Raw genomic sequence first — 2,674 nt, forward strand, 5'->3', positions numbered from 1 at the left:
CACTATAAAATATTTGAAAAACATCAAAGCAATTCAGTACCAAAATCCAGTGATGAACGTAGAATTAAAAATCACTATATTTTGAAAATGGACACAATCCTTTGAACACATCTTCTTGATTGAATTCTTTAGATATCGAATATTGAGGTTAATATAAGAAAGAATCCTTCCCGCAATTCAGTATTTCAATCAAAAAATCCAAAAATCACTGGATTTTGGATCAGAGCCATCAAAGCTGGGAATTTATACAATTCCTTAAAGAACTTGAGCTGATTTATCCAAAAGAAAAAATCAAAATTCTAATGGATAATTATAAAGTGCATACATCAGCAGAAACTCGAGAATACCTGGAAACTGTTCCAGATAAGTTTGAATTTATATTCACACCCAAACATGCTTCGTGGCTAAACATTATTGAAAGTTTTTTCAGTAAAATGGCAAGAAGCTTGCTGAGAGGAATAAGAGTAGAATCAATAACGGAATTAAGGGGAAGAATTAGTCAATATATAGACCAGATTAACGAAAAACCAGTAATTTTTAAATGGAAATATAAAATAGAAGAAAGAGATGAAATGCCTGGAAAAATTATAATATAAAAGAAAGAGGAATTAATTAAGAATCGAAGCACTAGGTGTTTAAATCTGCAGGTAACGGAGATATTCAATTGTCTATTTTTATTTCATATCTAAAAACAAAACCTAACGTGAAAGTACGGAATAAAACTGGCCCCCCATGCTCTTTTTCATTTTCTGCTCCATATCACATTTAAGCCTTCTATGACAATCCACTGGTTAGTTTAGGGACGGTTTTTAAAAACCAAAGTGTAGACAACCTTACTGCCCAAGGTGATAAGGAACTAATAGTTAAAATAGGGTAAAGTAGAAGTACTTTCATTTCTTTGTGCCTGTAATTTAGAAGAATTTCATGTGCTTTAGATCAAAAATCAATTGGAAACAATTTCATTTTTTCTTTTTTGTATAATAGAAAATAAAAAACATTATTAAGAGAATTAGGAATATTGCAATAACCAATTCTCCAGATATTACTTGAATAGAACTACTTGAACTAGAACTTGAAATAACATTGTTCATACTCTCAATATGTTGATAAATTTTAAATGCTTTTCTATATTCATATAAGTTAGAAGTTCAAAAAGTTTCATTATTTCACTTAAGTACTTAGTATATTATTCTAGTACTACGATTCCGAAATAGGTTCATAAAACTTGACTTCTGAATAAAGCCGAAGATTATAGATTTTTCCAATAAATAAGGAACTTATTTTGGAATCGATGCACTAGTTTCACTTTCAATTTTTTATAATTATGTTTTATTTTCCTTTTTTTGTTATTCTTTTTTTTCACATTCAGTTTGATTTTTCCTCCTTTCTGTTATTCTTCTATTTTCGTTCCTTTTTCGTTCTTTCCTTTTGTCATTCTTCTTTTCTGGTTCTGACTTTTTGTTTTATTAATCTTAACAACATGTAAATCTCAAAAATTTTATATAGTCTGGTGCCTGATTCTGTAGTGCAAAATTATGGGGGTAATGGTTCAATTGAATAAGTTACATCAGGCAGATCCGGAAGTTAGGGATGATTTGCAGGGAAGAATTGAGGTTTTTGATCAGAGCATAAGAAGCTTTGAAAAACGACTCCGAGCAGTTGAAAGACGCCTTTCTATGGAGGCTTCTTCCGAGCTGCAAGCTGGCAGAGTTTTTTCAGGAAATTTCTCAGGGCTTTTCCCTGGAGAAACTGCAGGAAGTATCGCTGCAAGCTCCTCAATTTTTTCACAGATACCGTCGGTTTCTCCTGAGACTTTTATTAGTGGAAATTCTTCTTTATCGGATTTTGTTCCTCCAGTTTCGGAAGGAAATGTTTCAAGTTTTGAGTCCAGTGCAGTACTCCCTTCGGGCGAGCCTTCTAATCTTTCTACATTTACCGGGGAAAATTCCTCAAATATGTCCGGAGCCGATTATAAAACTAAGAGTATGAATGAGGCTTTTTCAAATCTCTCCGAAAGTCTCCTTTCCCTTCAAGCTGCTCTATCCGAGCTTTCAAATTTAACTCATAATAACCTCAAACCAGAGATCGAAAAGCTGAGTATGGAGTTCCATAATCTAAAAGTTCAGCAAGATGAAAAAAGTGAGTATATAAAAGAACTTGAGTCCCGTATCGAGGTCATCGAAAACCAGAACAGGTTAACCCTCGGCTCTATGAAAATTCCTTTTGAAATCTCAGGAATTGCAGGGTCCTCAGCACTTTTCCTTACCGGATTTCTTGTCTGGTCCGGTAGATGGGATGTCATAAAATCTCCTTATTTCTCTACCGGGCTTGCTATACTGATCGCAGGAGCCGTTTTAATGAAGTTTTACATGGCCAATCGCAGGAAGAAAGTACTGACAGACAGGTTATGAAATCGAAAGAAAAGTCTTTAACATTTAAACTAAGTTCAAAAATGCTGTTTTATTGTTTTATTCTAAAATTGTTCGCTCTTTCAATTTCGCTTATTGCGCTATATATCGTATGCAGTTTGCCCAATAAATCCAACTTCGAATTTGTTTCTTTACATGATCATTCCAAATACCAGAATGGGACTGCAATTTACTCAGTCTGCAATTTACTCAGTCTGCAATATACTCAGTCTGCAATATACTAAGTCTGCATTTTCATAAGTATG

The 2,674-nt window shown here is 33.5% G+C and carries 2 protein-coding genes; both read left to right on the plus strand.

The genetic code is table 11. The features are described from left to right. The first annotated feature begins 215 nt into the window (after window positions 1-215). Window positions 216-596 carry a transposase gene (locus tag ASJ81_RS10875; RefSeq protein ID WP_170943284.1) on the plus strand — a complete coding sequence of 127 codons (381 nt, stop codon included), beginning with the start codon at window positions 216-218 and terminating at the stop codon, window positions 594-596. Window positions 597-1,544: 948 nt separating this feature from the next. Continuing rightward, a complete protein-coding gene (locus ASJ81_RS10880; protein ID WP_245860059.1) occupies window positions 1,545-2,411 on the plus strand; it encodes a hypothetical protein in 867 nt (288 codons plus the stop codon). Window positions 2,412-2,674 lie beyond the last annotated feature (263 nt).

The organism is Methanosarcina spelaei (assembly GCF_002287235.1).
In the GTDB taxonomy this organism is placed as follows: domain Archaea; phylum Halobacteriota; class Methanosarcinia; order Methanosarcinales; family Methanosarcinaceae; genus Methanosarcina; species Methanosarcina spelaei.

Excerpts from the sequence above, each read along its gene's own strand:
- ASJ81_RS10880 (WP_245860059.1), top strand. The coding sequence starts at position 1,545 with ATGGTTCAATTGAATAAGTTACATCAGGCAGATCCGGAAGTTAGGGAT.